The organism is Rhodococcus sp. BE178, assembly GCF_050433545.1.
In the GTDB taxonomy this organism is placed as follows: Bacteria; Actinomycetota; Actinomycetes; order Mycobacteriales; family Mycobacteriaceae; genus Prescottella.
In genome coordinates this window covers 290369-303545 of the sequence record NZ_JBNPXA010000004.1, presented here as the reverse complement: position 1 = coordinate 303545, position 13177 = coordinate 290369, and the positions used below count along the sequence as shown (strand labels likewise).

Sequence of the window (13177 nt, the reverse complement as noted above, 5' to 3'; positions counted from 1 at the left end):
ACCGCACAGGGGCGGCGCGATCAGAGGTTGCCGCGCCGCTCCTGCTCGCGTTCGATCGCGAGGAACAGGGCCTGGAAGTTGCCCTTGCCGAACCCGAGTGAGCCGTGCCGCTCGATGAGTTCGAAGAACACCGTCGGCCGGTCGCCGATCGGCTTGGTGAAGATCTGCAGCAGGTAGCCGTCCTCGTCGCGGTCGACGAGGATGCCGCGGCGCTCGAGCTCCTCGATCGGGACACGCACCTCGCCGATCCGGGCGCGCAGTTGCGGGTCCTTGTAGTACGACGCGGGTGTCGGCAGGAACTCGACGCCCGCCTCCGTCAGGTGGTCCACCGCGCCGAGGATGTCGGACGTCGCCAGTGCTAGATGTTGCGATCCGGGGCCGCGATAGAACTCGAGGAACTCGTCGATCTGAGACCGCTTGCGCCCCACAGCAGGTTCGTTGAGCGGGATCTTGATGCGGTGGTTGCCGTTCGCGACCACCTTGCTCATCAGCGCCGAGTACTCGGTGGCGATGTCGTCGCCCACGAACTCGGCGAGGTCGGTGAATCCCATGACGCGGTGGTAGAAGGCCACCCACTCGTTCATCTTGCCCAGCTCGACGTTGCCGACCACGTGGTCGAGCGCCTGGATCACCTGCCGGCCGGTGCCGTGGGACTGCCTGCGTGAGACATAGCCGGGCAGATAGGGCCCGGTGTAGCGGGAGCGGTCGACGAGCGTGTGCCGGGTGTCGCCGTAGGCGGCGATGCTCGCGGTGCGGACGGTGCCGTGCTCGTCGGTGACGTCGTGCGGTTCGACGAGGATCCGGGCACCCTGGCTGCGCGCGTGCGCGATGCAGCGGTCGACGTCGGTGACCTCGAGTGCGACGTCGTAGACGCCGTCACCGTGCCGGCGGTGATGGTCGAGCAGTGGGCTGGACGGGTCGACGCCGCCGGTGAGCACGAATCTGACGGCGCCGCTGCGTAGTACGTATGCGCGGTGGTCGCGGTTGCCGGTCTCGGGACCCGAGTACGCCTCGAGGTCCATCCCGAACACCGTGCGGTAGTACGCGGCGGCCTGCGTCGCGTTGCCCACCGCCCAGACGATCGCGTCCCAGCCGACCACCGGGAACGGATCGGTGGACGGATCGTGTTCGACAAGCCCGAGCAGCTGGCGCAGCGCCGCGTCGTCGAGGCGGCCGAGTGACTGGTCGACGGTCATGAGCGAACCTCCCGTGGACGACGTGTCTTGATCACACCTTCGCCGCATCCGCCTCGGCAACATCGACTGATTTCTCTGTTCAGATTGAACGATCTGCATCGCTTGAGCGCCACATGGGTGGTCAATGTGTACAGAAGTGAGCTGGACATCCGCTCGGAGGTTGCCCGGTCGGCATTGTGTTGGCACTCGTCTCAGATACTGCCCACGGACCTTCAAAATTGCACTGCAGTACATTTTGATTATTTGATCGTCGGCATTCATTGGACTCCAGTGCAATCAATCTCCGAGCGCCGATCGACGGGGATGCTGTGGACACGGGCTTCGCTCCGTGCACCTCTCTGACCAGGTCTGATGGTGTCGCCTTGGGGTTGCTGGAGGATCTTCCGCAAAAAGCCTCCCAAAGGGGACGGGCATGGGTTAGTTTCCTTTCGATCACGGCTACAAAGGGACCCGAGAGGGGCGATCAGGGCCTCAGATGTGTGTGCTTCCTGAGTGTCTGTGTGCTGCTCGATATCGCTTCTGCGTGGAAGGCGGGTGCGATGCCGTGCAGGTTTCCGAGGAATGCTTCCAACGCCGATCGAGAGGGTGGGATTTCGTATGAGCGTAGTCTTTTTCGACGCGACTAAGGCTTTGATGTTGAATCTGCTGGGCGGGGCCTGGGCGGGCTCATTTATGCCCGGTGTCAACCTCGTGTCCGATGCGCTGGTCTCGTCAATCGAACTCAGCTGATGATTGCGGCGTGAGCCGCATCAAGAGAGTTAAGGGAGAATAATGGGTAGTCTCGGATCCGTCGCCACCGCCTTGGATGGCGAAACTGGTGCCTTTCTCAGGCCGTTGATCGGAATGCTGATCTTCCTGCCGTTCGGCTTCTCGGTCGACTTCAACTGGATGCCTCCGTTCGAGTGACAACTGAAACGCAAGAAAGGGTAAGTGAAAATGGATAGCGGAAGCCTGTTGGACCTCGTCACGAGTGTTGATCCGGCATCGATGGTGGCGCCGATCAACTCCCTCAAGGGTCTTGTCGACGGTGTGGCCGCGATCGTGGCGGGCCTCCTCAATATGGGGAACGCCGGATCGGTCGCGATATTCGGAAGCGTCGATACAGTCATCGGCTCTGTCGCCGGCCTGTAAACGGGAGGAGAAACATGTTCGAGTCGTCGCTCACCTACAGCTCTGATCTCGTGGGAGTCGGATCTGTCAGTCTCGTGAATTCGATCACGCAGTATCTGCTCGCCTTGTTCACCTGACCAATGCCTACTTCCGGAAAGGGCTGACAATGATTCCTGACTACCTCAACAAAATGATCTTCTGGATGGCCAACAACTTCACCCTCATGGGGATCGGCAGCAACGCGATCAAGAACAAGTAGCGCGGCAGTCGGTCGGTTCCGCTCGTCCGCGCACGGCTCGAACGGAGTCGCGAGGCCCTGAAGCGTGCTTCAGGGCTTTTGCGCGTTGCGCATCCTGTAAGCAGAAGAACCCAAAAGAGTAAGGTGCGTATGAGATTTGCCGACTGGCTCGCGGCGGGAACTTGGCCCATTCCGACCCGGGATGCCGAGTTCATCTACGGGGAGACCGACGGGCACCTGGGGCACTTCGTTGTCGTGTATGTCTTCGACACCACGCAGTATCCGGATGCGGAGCTAACCCAGGAACGCGCAGTCGAGTGGGTTCGTGCACGGCTCGGCCACCACCACATGTTCACCCATCGCATCCGCCGTGTGCCGCTGGGTCTGGAACATCCGCACTGGATCCCTGTTCCCGACTTCGATCTGAGTGCCCACGTGCGGGCCACTACAGTCAGCGAACCCGGATGGGCGCCCCTCGAGGCGCCGTTCGCCGAGTTGCTGACCTCACGTATGGACCTCACCCGACCACCGTGGGAATTGCACTTCTTCACCGGTGTCTCCGGGATCGTCGATCAGCCAGGCCGCCTCACCGCGGTAGCGCTCAAGGCCCACCACAGCATCGGAGACGGGCTGGGGGTGTTGCAGTTGGTGGAAAAGGTCTTCTCGGACGAGACGTGCACTCCTGCCCCTGCCCACCCAGCGCGGTGCCTCGGTGCCCGGCTGCTCGCCAAGTCGGTGTTGGGTTTTCCGCGTCAGCTGATCCGGTTCGCGAAGGATGTTCCGGGCAACCGTGCCGCCGATCGGGCCCTGAACGAGGCCGAGATGTCCGGTGCCTGGTTGGCGAACGCCGAACAGCCGGGCATCCGTTTCAACGGCAAGGTGAGTGGATCCGGCGCCATGGTGCCGATCACTTTGCCCACGACATCGCTCCGCCGTATCAGAGAAGCCGTTCCCGGCGCGACCGTGAACGACGCCCTGCTAGCTGTCGTGGGGGATGCTCTCGCGCGTTACCTCGCCGAGAAGGGCGAGCCCCACCCGGGCTCGCTCGTCGCGATCGTGCCACGATCGGTGCGGCAGGTGGAGGCTTGGGAATCGGCGAACCAGTTGGCAATCATGAACGTCGACATGCATACCGATGTCGAGCATCCGCTCGAACGGGTGGCGCGCATCGCCGAATCGTCGAAGTCCGAGAAGGCCCGCACCTCCCACATTGCGGTTCGCAGGGCCGCTGCGGCGATGGAGACGGTGCCTCCGCCCATGATGCGACTGTTCATATACACGCGCAGGGAAGCCGCCAATCTTGACCCCGGCCACCCCCGCCACCAGCACACCATGATCAGCAACGTGGCATTCGGGGTCGACAGCCTCACCCTGAACGGTGCGCCGGCCGCGGCGGTGTTCGGCGGGCAGCCGCCGGTGGACGGGGACGGTCTGCGTCATTTCCTGGCGGCCGCTGCTGGTGGAGACCTGACACTGACCGTGATGGCCGACCGCGGGATGATGCCCGACACCGACAGATACGTCGCCCTGATCCGCGCGAGTCTCACAGAGTTCGAGGAAGCCGCAGTCAACCGGACGAATCAGGATCCGTCGGACGAAATCGCCTCCTGAACCTCTCCGGCACCGCCGTCCCAAGCTCACGCCCCCGGACGGGTTTCGCCGTTAGTCTGATACCGAATGTGCAGCACCGAGGCGATCGGAGTGGACGATGTCACCAGCGAACGAGACCAGGCCGGTGATCGTCGGCGTCGACGGATCCGACGCCGCGATCCATGCCGTCAAGTGGGCAGCCGTCGAAGCGCACGCCCGCAAGGTGCCGCTGAAACTGGTGCACGTCATCGACACCGAGAACGACTTCCCGTTCGTCGCCGACGACCTCGAGGAAGAAGAGGCGTTCGGGCGCGAATCCCTCAAGGCCGCCCGCGAGGCCGCCACCGTCGAGGACTACACCGTCGACGTCGAGGTGGAACTGCTGCGCGGCCGGGTCAATCGCGCGTTCGTCGATCTGTCCGAGAACGCGAGCCTGCTGGTCGTCGGTTCGGTCGGTGCCGGCTTCTTCGAGCGGATGGTGCTGGGCTCCACGGCCCTGTCGCTGGCGCACCACGCCAAGTGCACGGTCGCGATCATCCGCGGCGCCGACGGCAGCCCCGTGCCGCCCACATCCGGCCCGATCATTGCAGGTGTGGACCATTCGGATAGTGCCGACATCGTGGTCGGCACCGCGATGCAGGAGGCGTCGATCCGCCACGCCGACTTGATCGCGATCCACGCCCGCCGCCGGCGCGGCAGCCAGGAGGCTGACGAGGAGGCCCGCGGCCGCATCGACCGGCTGATCGCGACATGGGGCGCAAAGTTCCCGTCGGTGTCCGCCGAAACGGTGATCGCGAAGGCCGGCCCCACGAAGCACCTCGTCTCGCTCAGTGCATCCGCTCGCGCCATGGTCGTCGGCAGCCGCGGCCTCGGCGGGTTCGAGAGCGCCGTCCTCGGCTCGACCAGCCAGTCACTCCTCTACCACGCGCAGTGCCCGGTGATCGTCGCCCGCTCCCGAGTCACGCCCTGAGAGTCCGGACCAGTCGTGGATCGGGGTGGGCACCGACTCGATGCTCTCGACGTCGACCTGATCACGCGGCTGCGGGACGAGCCGCGGATCGGGGTGCTGGAACTCTCCCGTAGGGCGGGGGTCGCGCGAGCAACCGTCCAGGCCCGGCTGCGCCGACTCGAGGAGTCCGGGATTGTCACCGGCTACGGCCCCGAGATCGACTTGCGCACAGCCGGATACCCGGTGCAGGCGTTCGTGACACTGGAGATCGCGCAGGGCTCGCTGGGGCAGCTGACGAAGGAACTCGAGGAGTTCCCCGAGGTGGTCGAGGCGTGGGCCACCACCGGCGTCGGCGACGTCCTGTGCCGCGTTGCGGCCGCGTCGCACGACGACCTGCAGACGCTGCTCATCGAACTGCACCACTCGTCGACCGTCGCGCGGTCGGTGTCGGTGGTGGTGCTCTCGCAGGTGGTGCCCTTCCGGACGCTGCCGCTGCTCGCGAAGTCGGTCGAGCACTAGCCGAGGTCGTCGGCGAGGCCCCGGTAGTACCCGCTCTGCGCCGGGAAGTAGTCGCCGAACTCGGGGAGCGTCGCGCCCCGGCGTGCCGCGACGAGCATGTCCAGGTAGTACTCCCACCCGGGCCCCACCTCGCTGACCGTGTCGACGGGGATGCCGAGGTGGGTGAGCGTCAGCTCGGTGGCCCCGTCCGCCTCACGCAGATCGGCGGACAGCCGCCAGGCCCCGCCCGGATCGGTCACCGACAGCGCGAGGTGCCGCGGCGGATCGCACGCGTCGATCAGCATCTCGCTCCACGGTGTGTCCTCCTCGAACGCCAACTGCACCCGGATCGTGTTGCCGGCGCCGGGTTCTCCCTCCCAGGGGCCGAACCATCCTGCGGTGCGGTCGGATTCGGTGATCGACGCCCAGACGTCCGCGATCGGGGCGTCGAACGTGCGGGTGATGCGCAGGTCGACGCCGTCGCCTGCGCGGTCGAGCGTGCCTCGCGGTTGCGGATCCATCGGGCTCTCCCGTTCGAAGGTTCCGGGCGGGTGGGGTGTCGGCTACTCGCCCTCTCCCAGTTTGTCCTCCCCGCGCCGCCGGAAGAAGCGGAATCCGGGAACTCCGATGATCGCCTGCCGCACGTCCTTGACCACCTCGAGCAGTTCGTGGATCTCCGGGGAGACGGTGTCGAGGGTCGCGAGGATCGGCATCAGCGCGGTCATCCGGTCGGTGAGCTCGGGCAGCTGGTCGAACAGCCTGACCGCGGCATGAACCTCGTCCTCGCTGATCTCGTCGACGAACTGCGACGCCAGCGGCGCGGCCGCCAGCGCCAGCGGCTGGTAGATGCCGAGCAGCTCGTCGGCGACCGCGGCCGAGCGGGCCGCGGTGGCGACCACGACCTCGGTCTCGTTCGCGACCACCGCGGTGCGGTCCACCAGCGTCGCGCACGCGGCGATCACGGCGTCCGCCGCGGCCACCGCGCGGGCTGCGCCATCGACCACGCCGGACACCTGTCGCACCAGGCCCTCGGCCTCGTCGAGCAGCGCGGCCACCCGCGTCGGAAGGCCCACGACGAAGACGGCGGTGTCGACGGACCACTGCAGGGACGACTGTGCTGCCTTCTGCACCGTCGGGAGGATCTGGAGTGGATTGACGGGGAACGGCAGCATCCCGCCATCCTGCCCGATCCTCGCGAACTGTCGGTGGGTGCTGGGAGTATCGAGGACGTGGATGCCGTGCACACCGTGGTCGAATCGCCCGTCGGGCCGCTGACGCTGGTCCGGACACCGGCCGGCCTGTGCGGGCTCTACATGCACCTGCAGCGGCACCTGCCGGACAGCGAGCGGTTCGGCCCGCGCGTCGACGCGGGATTCGACGACGTGACCGCGCAGCTGGCCGAGTACTTCGACGGCGCCCGCACCGAGTTCACGGTGCCGCTCGCGCCGGCGGGCACCGAGTTCCAGCAGCGGGTGTGGGACGCGCTGCGGACCATCCCGTACGGCGAACGCTGGACGTACCTGCAGTTGGCGGAGCACCTCGGCAACCCGGCCGCGATCCGCGCGGTGGCCGCCGCGAACGGCCGGAACCCGATCGGCATCATCGTGCCGTGTCACCGCGTGGTCGGCAGCGACGGCTCGCTCACCGGGTACGCCGGCGGGCTCGAACGCAAGCAGTTCCTGCTGGATCTGGAGAGCCCGGCCTCCGTGGGAATCCAGGATGGACTGTTCTGACGGCGGTGACACCTCACGTTCCGGCGCCCCGGAGCGTCTACAGGGTGTGGGACTGAAACCGTTCGAACAGATCGTCACCGAGCACGGGCCGGTGGTGCTGCGGGTGTGCCGGGCGTTGCTCGGCCCGCTCGACGCCGAGGACGCCTGGTCGGAGACCTTCCTCGCCGCGCTCCGGGCCTACCCGGACCTGCCGCCCGGCGCCAACGTCGAGGCGTGGCTGGTGACCATCGCGCACCGGAAGGCCGTCGACGTCCACCGGACCCGACAGCGGGTTCCGATCCCGACCGACGAGGTACCGGACCGGGCCACCGTCACGGGACTGCCCGGCTCGTGGAACCACGAACTGTGGGACGCGCTCGCGGACCTGCCGTTCACCCAGCGCGCCGCCGTGGTCTACCACCACCTCGCCGGCCTGCCCTACGCGGAGGTCGCCGGGATCCTCGGCAACAGCACCGACGCCGCCAGACGGGCCGCGTCCGACGGCGTCGCCCGCCTGCGACGGACCTATCCGGCCGCCGCCGACCCCGAACCGCTCGCACAGGAAGGAGCCGCACGATGAGCGCCCTGACGTTCCCCGATGCGCACGACGACGCCGACGCCGACGCGCTGAGCTCGCTGCACGCCCGCCTGACGGCCGCTGCCGACCGTGACGGCCTGCTCGACATCGCCTACCGCACCGTCGACACCCCCGTCGGACGGCTGATGCTGGCCGCCACCGAGGCGGGCCTCGTCCGGGTGGCGTACGCCCGCGAGGACCACGACGCCGTGCTCGCGATGCTCGCCGAACAGGTCAGCGCGCGGATCCTCGAGGCGCCCGCCCGCCTGGCCGACGCGGCCCGCCAGCTCGACGAGTACTTCGACCACCGCCGCACCCGCTTCGACGTCCCCCTCGACCTGCGGCTGTCGCGCGGGTTCCGGCGCTCGGTGCTGACCCACCTGCCCGACATCGCGTACGGCCGCACCGCGAGCTACGCGCAGATCGCCGAGGCGGCCGGCAGCCCGCGCGCCGTGCGGGCGGTCGGCACCGCGTGCGCCACCAACCCGCTGCCGCTGTTCGTGCCGTGCCACCGGGTGGTCCGCAGCGACGGCAGCATGGGGCAGTACGCGGGCGGCGCCGAGACCAAGCGCGCGCTGCTGACACTGGAGGCGGCATGAGCGCCGCGACGCTGACCGAGCGCGTCGACGCCGTCGACTGGGTGCCGCTGCTCGACGAGCTCGACACGTTCGGCGGTGCCCAGAGCGCCCGCCCACTGCTCACGCGGGACGAGTGTCGGGAGCTGGTCGACCTGTACGACGACGCCGGCCGGTTCCGGTCCACCGTCGACATGGCCCGGCACCGCTACGGGGCCGGGCAGTATCGGTACTTCGACTACCCGCTGCCCGCGCCGATCGCCGAGATGCGCGCGATGTTCTACGTGAAACTGCTCCCCGTGGCCCGCGAGTGGGCGTGGCGACTCGGGCGGCCGGCGCCGTGGCCGGACACCCTCGACGAGTGGCTCGCGATGTGCCACGCCGCCGGGCAGCGCCGGCCCACCCCGCTGCTGCTGCGCTACGGGACCGGTGACTGGAACGCGCTGCACCGGGACCTGTACGGCGAGTTGGTGTTTCCGCTGCAGGTGGTGATCGGGCTCGACCGGCCCGGCGTCGATCACGAGGGCGGCGAGTTCCTGCTCGTGGAGCAGCGGGCCCGCGCCCAGTCCCGCGGCACCGCCACCGTGCTGCGGCAGGGGCATGCGTTCGTGTTCACCACCAACGACCGGCCGGTGCAGTCGGTGCGCGGCTGGTCAGCCGCGCCGATGCGGCACGGGGTGAGCACGGTGCGCAGCGGCATCCGGCGCACACTCGGTCTGGTCCTGCACGATGCGGAGTGACCCGGCGATGTACACGCTGATCGGCAGGGACGGGAAGCCGCACGAGAGCGCCACTCCCGGCACGCTCGGCGGGCACCGGAAGGATCGCATCTACGGCACGCTGGACTGCCCCGGTGCGGCCCGCGCCATCGCCCGCGGCGGGTACGTGACGCAGCGGGTGTTCTTCGCGGACGAGGACACCGCGATCGCCGCTGGCTACCGGCCCTGCGCGGTGTGCCTGCGGGACAAGTACAACGCCTGGAAGGCGCACAGCCGGAAGGGGAGTCGCTAGATGTCGGCGCTCATCCCGCGGCCCCGCCGCACCGTCGCGGACGGTGCGGTGCTGGTCCCCGACTGGCTCGACGTCGACCGGCAGCGCGGCATCGTCGACGCGTGCCGCGAGTGGGCGCGCGGACCGGTACCGATGCGGGCGGCCCGGCTGCCGACCGGGCACGAGATGTCGGTACAGACCGTCTGCCTCGGCTGGCACTGGCAGCCGTACCGCTACAGCCGCGTCGCCGACGACGCCGGGGGCGGCCGGGTGCTGCCGGTGCCGGAATGGTTGGCGGAGTTGGGGAAACGCGCCGTCGCCGACGCGTACGACGACCCGGCCGCGGGCGCCGCCTACGAGCCCGATGCCGCGCTGATCAACTTCTACGACGACGCCGCCCGCATGGGCATGCACCGCGACCAGGAGGAGCGCTGCGGCGCGCCGGTCGTGTCGCTGAGCATCGGCGACACCTGCACCTTCCGCTTCGGCAATGCCGAGACCCGCGGCAAGCCGTACACCGACGTGGGCCTGCACTCGGGCGATCTGTTCGTCTTCGGTGGCCCGTCCCGCTTCGCGTACCACGGTGTGCCCAAGGTCTTTCCGGGCACCGCCGACCCGGGCTGCGGGCTCACGTCGGGGCGACTCAACATCACGCTGCGGGTCACCGGATTGGAGGAAGAGTAGTGACAAAGAACTACGACGTGATTGTCACCAGAGACGGTCGCTGGTGGATGGTTGGAGTGCCCGCGATCGACGGCCTCACCCAGGCTCGACGCCTCTCCGAAGCGGAGGAGATGGCACGTGAGCTCATTGCGCTGGAAACCGGGGCGACGCTCCGGGACGTGGCTGTCAGCGTGCATGTTCAGCTCGACGAGGGTGGGGAGGATTTGGCACGCCGAGCGGCTGAGATCAAGGCTGTCCGCGCCGAGGCGGAAGCCGCGGAGGCCCGGGCGCTCGCAGAGTCGCAGCGTCTCGCCCAGGAACTCGCAGCGGCGAACGTCCCCGTGCGGGACATCGGCGCTCTGCTCGGCCTGTCGTACCAGCGCGTCAGTCAGCTCGTGAACAGCTGAGCGCGGCGAGGCGAGCTACGGGCTGGAGAACGAATGACGAATGCGGTAACACTGAGCCTTCTGTTCCGTCCGCCCTTCACCACGGCCCCGATGCTCGGCGCGCTGGCCGCGCACGCCGTCGACGGGCTCGAGCGGCACGACAGCGACACCGGCGCGCACACCCGCGTCGTCCCGGGCCCGCACGGCCCCGCCGTGGTGACGGTGGAGTTCGACGCCCCGGATCATGTGACGGCGACGGTGCTGCCGGCGCATCCGGACGACGTCCCGCACCTCGAATCGCTGGTGCGCCGCTGGCTGGACCTCGACGCCGACCCGGCCGTGATCGACGCGGCACTCTGCACGGATTCGGCGCTCGCGGACCACGTCGCCGCCCGCCCGGGGCTGCGCGTGCTCGGCTCCGTTGACGGCTTCGAGACCGCCGTGCTGACGGTGCTCGGACAGCAGGTGTCGCTCTCAGCGGCAAGAACATTCGGATCGCGATTCGTGACGGCATTCGGCACCCCGACCGAGTTCGACGGGTTCGTGAGCTTCCCCGAACCGGAGAAACTGGCCGGACTCGACCCGCTCGTCATCCAGAAAGCGGTGGGCCTCACCGGCGCCCGCGCCCGCACCGTGCAGGCGCTGGCCGCCGCGGCGTCCGACGGGCTCGAGCTTCATCCGGGCGTCGATCCGCACGAGTTCCGCACCCGACTGCTCGCGCTGCCCGGCATCGGGCCGTGGACGGCGGACTACCTGTCGGTGCGCGTCCTCGGCGACCGCGACGCGTATCCGTCCGGCGATCTGGTGCTGCGTCGGGCACTGGGGGTGAAGACCGCGCGCGAGGCCGCCACGGCATCGGAGCCGTGGCGGCCCTGGCGGGCCTACGCCCTGTTCCACCTGTGGACGGCGCAGGCGTTCCTGTGAATCCGCGTCACCCCTGACCGGCGCGGACCCCCTTCTCGATCCGGTCGCCGAGACCCTTGTCGACATTGCGCCAGTACTCGAACGCCCGCACCAGCACGGGCTCGGTGACGCCGTCGAGTAGATGCCCGACGATGTTGGATACCAACCGGTCTCGCCCGGCGTCGTCGAGGACCTTGCGGACCATCGTGCCGGCCTGGCCCCAGTCGTCGTCGTCCTTGCGCAGCGTGTACGCCTGGTGCACCATCTCGCCGTCGGTGAACCAGCCCGGCGACTCTCCGGAGACCGCCAGCTCGGCGTGCGGGCCGCCCTTCGAATTGGGCACATACACCGGGTCGCCCCGATTGTGGTGCCGCAGCTGCCCGTCCTTGGTGTACGAGCCCAGCGGTGCCGCGTGCGGCGAATTGACCGGCAGCTCCTTGTAATTGGAGCCGATGCGGTACCGGTGCGCGTCCGGGTACGAGAACCAGCGGCCCAGCAGCATCTTGTCGGGGCTCGGCCCGGTGCCGGGCACCGAACTGCTCGGCTCGAACGCGGCCTGCTCGATCTCGCAGTGGTAGTCGGCCGGGTTGCGGTCCAGCTTCATGGTGCCGACGTCGATCAGCGGGTAGTCGGCGTGCGGCCACACCTTCGTGAGGTCGAACGGATTGAACCGGTACGTCTTCGCCTCCTCGTACGGCATGATCTGCATCTTCAGCGTCCACGTCGGGTACTCGCCGCGGTCGATGGCCTGCCACAGGTCGCGCATGTGGAAATCGGTGTCGGTGGCGGCCTTCCGGTCGCCCTCCTCCTGCGTGAAGAACTCGATGCCCTGATCGGTCTTGAAGTGGTACTTCACCCAGAACCGTTCGCCCTTCGCGTTGACCCACATGTAGGTGTGGCTCGAATACCCGTTCATGTGCCGCCACGTGCGGGGGATACCGCGGTCGCCCATCAGCCACGTCACCTGGTGCGCCGACTCGGGGGACAGCGTCCAGAAGTCCCACTGCATGTCGTGGTCACGCAGGTTGTTGTCGGCCCGCCGCTTCTGCGAGCGGATGAAGTCCTGGAACTTCATCGGATCGCGCACGAAGAACACCGGGGTGTTGTTGCCGACCATGTCGAAGTTGCCCTGCTCGGTGTAGAACTTCAGGGCGAACCCGCGCGGATCGCGCCACGTGTCCGGGCTGCCCCGCTCGCCGGCGACCGTGGAGAAGCGGGCCAGCATCTCCGTCGTCTTGCCGGGCTGGAACAGGTCGGCCTTGGTGTAGGCGCTCACGTCGTTGGTGACCTCGAAGGTGCCGAATGCACCCCCGCCCTTGGCATGCGGCTGCCGTTCGGGCACCCGCTCGCGGTTGAACTGGGCCATCTTCTCGATCAGGTAGTAGTCCTGGAGCAGGATCGGCCCGTCGGGTCCGACGGTGAGCGAATGTTCGTCGCTGGGTACCGGGATTCCGGAGTCGTCGGTGGTGTAGTTCGGATCTGACATCTCATTCCTTCCCTACGAGTCACGTCACCGTGCGGGTAGAAGAGGCGATGCTCGCGAAAGTGTTTGGGCTGCAGAGCATCGTCGGTGGAGAGCTCGACCGGGTACGCGGCGCGTACCGGGCGCGCCATCCATCAATTACCACCCGACCACTTCCCGGCCGATCCGTCAACCGATGTGCCACGCTGGTTCGGTACGACTGTCGGTGAGGGGAGAGATCCGTGGACGAGCCACTGCCCGCCTACCGTGAGGTGTCGGCGAATCGGTACCGCGAGATCGCCGGTCTGTAGTTCGAGGACTTCGTCGC

General features: G+C 68.0%; 17 protein-coding genes. 13 read left to right on the top strand and 4 right to left on the bottom strand.

The window, feature by feature from the left end:
• Positions 1-20 precede the first annotated feature (20 nt).
• Positions 21-1196 carry a 4-hydroxyphenylpyruvate dioxygenase gene (gene hppD, locus J2X34_RS10710; RefSeq protein ID WP_429517082.1) on the bottom strand — a complete coding sequence of 392 codons (1176 nt, stop codon included), beginning with the start codon at positions 1194-1196 and terminating at the stop codon, positions 21-23.
• Positions 1197-1967: 771 nt separating this feature from the next.
• Between hppD and J2X34_RS10705 the strand changes: the two genes are divergently transcribed.
• The 5 genes from J2X34_RS10705 (at position 1968) to J2X34_RS10685 (ending at position 5602) form a co-directional block, all read left to right on the top strand.
• Positions 1968-2102, top strand: coding sequence for a hypothetical protein (locus tag J2X34_RS10705; protein WP_258558129.1), 135 nt, complete (start codon positions 1968-1970; stop codon positions 2100-2102).
• Positions 2103-2150: 48 nt separating this feature from the next.
• Positions 2151-2327 (top strand): hypothetical protein, encoded by a 177-nt coding sequence (locus tag J2X34_RS10700; RefSeq protein WP_181818924.1) that lies wholly within the window; start codon positions 2151-2153, stop codon positions 2325-2327.
• A 367-nt stretch (positions 2328-2694) separates the two neighbouring features.
• Positions 2695-4155: a wax ester/triacylglycerol synthase domain-containing protein gene (locus J2X34_RS10695; RefSeq protein ID WP_114723883.1), complete on the top strand. Its 1461-nt coding sequence runs from the start codon at positions 2695-2697 to the stop codon at positions 4153-4155.
• A gap of 97 nt (positions 4156-4252) precedes the next feature.
• Positions 4253-5104 (top strand): universal stress protein, encoded by an 852-nt coding sequence (locus tag J2X34_RS10690; protein ID WP_114723882.1) that lies wholly within the window; start codon positions 4253-4255, stop codon positions 5102-5104.
• 15 nt (positions 5105-5119) lie between these two features.
• On the top strand, positions 5120-5602 hold the full coding sequence (locus J2X34_RS10685; RefSeq protein ID WP_429517081.1) for an Lrp/AsnC family transcriptional regulator: 483 nt from the start codon (positions 5120-5122) through the stop codon (positions 5600-5602).
• On the opposite strand, the gene J2X34_RS10680 is transcribed toward J2X34_RS10685, so the two are convergent.
• Positions 5599-6102, bottom strand: a complete 504-nt coding sequence (locus J2X34_RS10680; protein WP_429517078.1) for an SRPBCC family protein — start codon at positions 6100-6102, stop codon at positions 5599-5601. The genes J2X34_RS10685 and J2X34_RS10680 overlap by 4 nt on opposite strands.
• A 42-nt stretch (positions 6103-6144) precedes the next feature.
• Positions 6145-6750 carry a ribulose 1,5-bisphosphate carboxylase large subunit gene (locus J2X34_RS10675; RefSeq protein WP_429517196.1) on the bottom strand — a complete coding sequence of 202 codons (606 nt, stop codon included), beginning with the start codon at positions 6748-6750 and terminating at the stop codon, positions 6145-6147.
• Between the two features lie 60 nt (positions 6751-6810).
• Here J2X34_RS10675 and J2X34_RS10670 point away from each other — a divergent pair, with 60 nt between their 5' ends.
• From J2X34_RS10670 to J2X34_RS10635, 8 genes are read left to right on the top strand one after another with little or no spacing between them, the layout of a single operon-like run.
• Positions 6811-7314 carry a methylated-DNA--[protein]-cysteine S-methyltransferase gene (locus J2X34_RS10670; RefSeq protein WP_429517076.1) on the top strand — a complete coding sequence of 168 codons (504 nt, stop codon included), beginning with the start codon at positions 6811-6813 and terminating at the stop codon, positions 7312-7314.
• A 46-nt stretch (positions 7315-7360) separates the two neighbouring features.
• Positions 7361-7873: an RNA polymerase sigma factor gene (locus J2X34_RS10665; protein WP_429517194.1), complete on the top strand. Its 513-nt coding sequence runs from the start codon at positions 7361-7363 to the stop codon at positions 7871-7873.
• Positions 7870-8469 carry a methylated-DNA--[protein]-cysteine S-methyltransferase gene (locus J2X34_RS10660; protein ID WP_429517074.1) on the top strand — a complete coding sequence of 200 codons (600 nt, stop codon included), beginning with the start codon at positions 7870-7872 and terminating at the stop codon, positions 8467-8469. Before J2X34_RS10665 ends, J2X34_RS10660 begins: the two co-directional genes overlap by 4 nt.
• Positions 8466-9185 carry a 2OG-Fe(II) oxygenase gene (locus tag J2X34_RS10655; RefSeq protein WP_429517072.1) on the top strand — a complete coding sequence of 240 codons (720 nt, stop codon included), beginning with the start codon at positions 8466-8468 and terminating at the stop codon, positions 9183-9185. Before J2X34_RS10660 ends, J2X34_RS10655 begins: the two co-directional genes overlap by 4 nt.
• Positions 9175-9456, top strand: coding sequence for a metal-binding protein (locus tag J2X34_RS10650; protein WP_429517070.1), 282 nt, complete (start codon positions 9175-9177; stop codon positions 9454-9456). Before J2X34_RS10655 ends, J2X34_RS10650 begins: the two co-directional genes overlap by 11 nt.
• Positions 9457-10119: an alpha-ketoglutarate-dependent dioxygenase AlkB family protein gene (locus J2X34_RS10645; protein ID WP_429517068.1), complete on the top strand. Its 663-nt coding sequence runs from the start codon at positions 9457-9459 to the stop codon at positions 10117-10119. It begins immediately after the preceding gene.
• Positions 10119-10505 (top strand): HicB family toxin-antitoxin system, encoded by a 387-nt coding sequence (locus J2X34_RS10640; RefSeq protein WP_429517066.1) that lies wholly within the window; start codon positions 10119-10121, stop codon positions 10503-10505. Before J2X34_RS10645 ends, J2X34_RS10640 begins: the two co-directional genes overlap by 1 nt.
• Before the next feature lie 33 nt (positions 10506-10538).
• Positions 10539-11408 carry a DNA-3-methyladenine glycosylase family protein gene (locus tag J2X34_RS10635; protein WP_429517064.1) on the top strand — a complete coding sequence of 290 codons (870 nt, stop codon included), beginning with the start codon at positions 10539-10541 and terminating at the stop codon, positions 11406-11408.
• 7 nt (positions 11409-11415) lie between these two features.
• On the opposite strand, the gene J2X34_RS10630 is transcribed toward J2X34_RS10635, so the two are convergent.
• Entirely contained in the window at positions 11416-12873 is a 1458-nt protein-coding gene (locus J2X34_RS10630; protein ID WP_429517062.1) for a catalase, read from the bottom strand.
• Positions 12874-13177: the final 304 nt, after the last annotated feature.

Coding starts and splice junctions, on each gene's coding strand:
- J2X34_RS10705 (WP_258558129.1), top strand. CDS start 1,968: ATGGGTAGTCTCGGATCCGTCGCCACCGCCTTGGATGGCGAAACTGGT.
- hppD (WP_429517082.1), bottom strand. CDS start 1,196: ATGACCGTCGACCAGTCACTCGGCCGCCTCGACGACGCGGCGCTGCGC.
- J2X34_RS10630 (WP_429517062.1), bottom strand. CDS start 12,873: ATGTCAGATCCGAACTACACCACCGACGACTCCGGAATCCCGGTACCC.
- J2X34_RS10660 (WP_429517074.1), top strand. CDS start 7,870: ATGAGCGCCCTGACGTTCCCCGATGCGCACGACGACGCCGACGCCGAC.
- J2X34_RS10655 (WP_429517072.1), top strand. CDS start 8,466: ATGAGCGCCGCGACGCTGACCGAGCGCGTCGACGCCGTCGACTGGGTG.
- J2X34_RS10635 (WP_429517064.1), top strand. CDS start 10,539: ATGACGAATGCGGTAACACTGAGCCTTCTGTTCCGTCCGCCCTTCACC.
- J2X34_RS10695 (WP_114723883.1), top strand. CDS start 2,695: ATGAGATTTGCCGACTGGCTCGCGGCGGGAACTTGGCCCATTCCGACC.
- J2X34_RS10680 (WP_429517078.1), bottom strand. CDS start 6,102: ATGGATCCGCAACCGCGAGGCACGCTCGACCGCGCAGGCGACGGCGTC.
- J2X34_RS10690 (WP_114723882.1), top strand. CDS start 4,253: ATGTCACCAGCGAACGAGACCAGGCCGGTGATCGTCGGCGTCGACGGA.
- J2X34_RS10645 (WP_429517068.1), top strand. CDS start 9,457: ATGTCGGCGCTCATCCCGCGGCCCCGCCGCACCGTCGCGGACGGTGCG.
- J2X34_RS10650 (WP_429517070.1), top strand. CDS start 9,175: ATGCGGAGTGACCCGGCGATGTACACGCTGATCGGCAGGGACGGGAAG.